Raw genomic sequence first — 2448 nt, 5'->3', positions numbered from 1 at the left:
AAAAGACTACTATCTAAAAACATTAGGGATAATTGAGAAGTTAAAAACCGAACTGAAGTAGGAGGATTCTTATTCAACTAACGGGTGCTTTACTTCAAGAAGGAGTAAAGCCTTTTTTCTTATTGAACTAAAGCGGCAGGTTAGTTGAACAAGCAGGTATTATTAAAGAGATGTCGAATAAGTTAATTTAGTAAAAAATTCAAGTAACAGCTAAGTATTTAAAAGTCAAAGAGGTGTTAAGCATGGGAAAAACGAAAGAAAAAAATGAATTATTGGAATGGGCAAAAGCAATAGGAATTGCTTTTATATTTGGATTTGGTATTCGATTTTTCCTATTTACACCTATTGTAGTTGACGGTGCTTCTATGATGCCCACATTTGAAAATGGTGACAGAGTAGTAGTGGATAAAATCAGCCCCAAATTGATGAAGTATGAAAGATTTGATGTGATTGTATTTGAAGCAAAAGAAAACACTAATTATATCAAACGAATTATTGGTATTTCTGGTGACCGCATCGCTTATGAAAACGATGAACTTTTTATTAATGGTGAGAGGTACGAAGAACCCTACTTAGAGGAATATAAAAAAGCTTTGATAGACAATGGTACACTTACTGGAGACTTTACATTAGAGGAAAATTTAGGTGAATTAACTGTACCAGATGGATACTTTTTTGTACTAGGAGATAATCGTCGAAACAGTAAAGACAGCAGAGACCCTAGTGTTGGATTTGTTTCGATGGATAAAGTATTAGGTACTGCAAAAGTTGTTTTTTATCCCATGGATAATTTAAAGTTTATAAAATGAAAAATATTCCACTGAAGGGTTAGTGGAATAAGCAAATGGAAGACTTTATTACATATAAGGGGGATGGTAAGGATGGATAATATAATTTTGGCTTTTATTTTACTTATGCCATTATACGGGGCATTAATTTGGAGTTATTTCTACCAAAAAGAAAGTATATTATGGGGGAAAAAATGGTTGTACAAAGAAAAGGTTGAAATACCGTATAGTACAATTCGTTACATGAAAGTCACATCTTTAATAAGTGTTATTGTATTAACTTTATTTATTGGGAACGGTGAAAATTTAGTTCCAACTGATGACTGGATAAGTGGAAAGATAGAAGTGATTGAAAAAGTTAAGAATAATTTTTTTAACTAACGGGTGCTTTAGCAAAACATGGCCATCATTTCGATGGTCTATTTTTTTTGTCCAAAACATTAAGTTGATCTCAGATCATTGTGAAATGTTACACTTAAACTAAAGCGGCAGGTTAGTTGAACAAGAAATGCTTTATTTTACTGAATAAATAGAGGGTTTTTTATAATGAAAATCGAAAACATTCATAGTTATTTTGAATGTAGTATGACAAAGTAAAAGTATCATGGAGGAAGAGATGAAGAAAAAGAAAGTAATAAACATGATTAATCCAAGTTCGAAAGTGGCTGGAGTGTCGTTAGTTGAATTGAAAAAAACAGAAAAAGCACTTGGTGCTATTTTTCCAGATGAATACAAGGAACTTTTTTTAGAAACGAATGGAGCAAAATTTGGTGATTGGACTTTGTTCCCCATTCAAACTAATGAACAAACGGCATTAACAATTGATATAGTAAAACAAAATCAGAACAGACCCAAAAATCTACCGAGTGATATGATTTGTATTGGTGAAAAAATGAGTGGTGACAAACTTTGCTATCGAATTAGGAAAAGGTTTATGCAGGAACTAATTTATACTTGGAATGACAAAACTAGGTTAGGCAAATATGCGGCTTTAACATTAAGAGATTTTATTGATCGGCATGTGCCGAAAGTGAATACTAATAAGCCTAATAAACTTGGCACTTTTATGGTTGAAAGTGGGAAGCTAATTGTTACGGACCCATACTATAAATCGGATGAAGAAGCTGAGTTGCAAATCGTACTTTTAAATGTGAAAAATGGTAATTGGACAGCTTCCATTTCTTATACTCCTGATGAAGTTGTTAAAAACTTATTTGTATTTTATGGGGAAAAGAAACCAACTGGAAAATGGCATGTTTGCGATAAACAGATTGGAGTTGACTCTGCACAAGCAGGAATTTTTGATTTTAAAACATTTGGTAGAGACGAAGCCATCCAATTTGATGATGTAGTTGAATCAGATGCACAGGGGGGAGTTTTCTCAGATGGTGCAGTTTCAATGTCTGGTTATGGTGACGGAATGTACGAAGTGAAAGTAAAATATAATATTTCAAAAAAGGTTGTTGGAGTGATGATTGACTTTGTAGATGAGGACTAATGTTATTCACCAACAAGCAGTGAAATACACCTTTCCTTCTTCAACTAACGGGTGCTTTAGTAAAAATAGATCATCATTCGATGGTCTATTTTTACGCCCAAAACAACGAGTAGATTTCGATCATACAGTGTGAACTGTTACACATAATCAACTAATCTACTA

Annotated in this window: 3 protein-coding genes; all 3 read left to right on the top strand. The window is 32.9% G+C overall.

The features are described from left to right. Positions 1–242 precede the first annotated feature (242 nt). The 3 genes from lepB to BMZ04_RS21710 all read left to right on the top strand — a co-directional run bounded on the left by lepB (position 243) and on the right by BMZ04_RS21710 (position 2286). Entirely contained in the window at positions 243–809 is a 567-nt protein-coding gene (gene lepB / locus BMZ04_RS21720) for a signal peptidase I (protein ID WP_093277823.1), read from the top strand. A 72-nt stretch (positions 810–881) separates the two neighbouring features. Next, complete coding sequence (locus BMZ04_RS21715) at positions 882–1169, top strand: hypothetical protein (protein WP_177184552.1); 288 nt, start codon at positions 882–884, stop codon at positions 1167–1169. A 235-nt stretch (positions 1170–1404) separates the two neighbouring features. Continuing rightward, positions 1405–2286: an SMI1/KNR4 family protein gene (locus BMZ04_RS21710; RefSeq protein ID WP_093277819.1), complete on the top strand. Its 882-nt coding sequence runs from the start codon at positions 1405–1407 to the stop codon at positions 2284–2286. Positions 2287–2448 lie beyond the last annotated feature (162 nt).

The organism is Psychrobacillus sp. OK032 (genome assembly GCF_900111345.1).
GTDB lineage: Bacteria > Bacillota > Bacilli > Bacillales_A > Planococcaceae > Psychrobacillus.
This window is presented reverse-complemented; position numbering and strand designations above follow the sequence as displayed.

Coding starts and splice junctions, on each gene's coding strand:
- lepB (WP_093277823.1), top strand. CDS start 243: ATGGGAAAAACGAAAGAAAAAAATGAATTATTGGAATGGGCAAAAGCA.
- BMZ04_RS21715 (WP_177184552.1), top strand. CDS start 882: ATGGATAATATAATTTTGGCTTTTATTTTACTTATGCCATTATACGGG.
- BMZ04_RS21710 (WP_093277819.1), top strand. CDS start 1,405: ATGAAGAAAAAGAAAGTAATAAACATGATTAATCCAAGTTCGAAAGTG.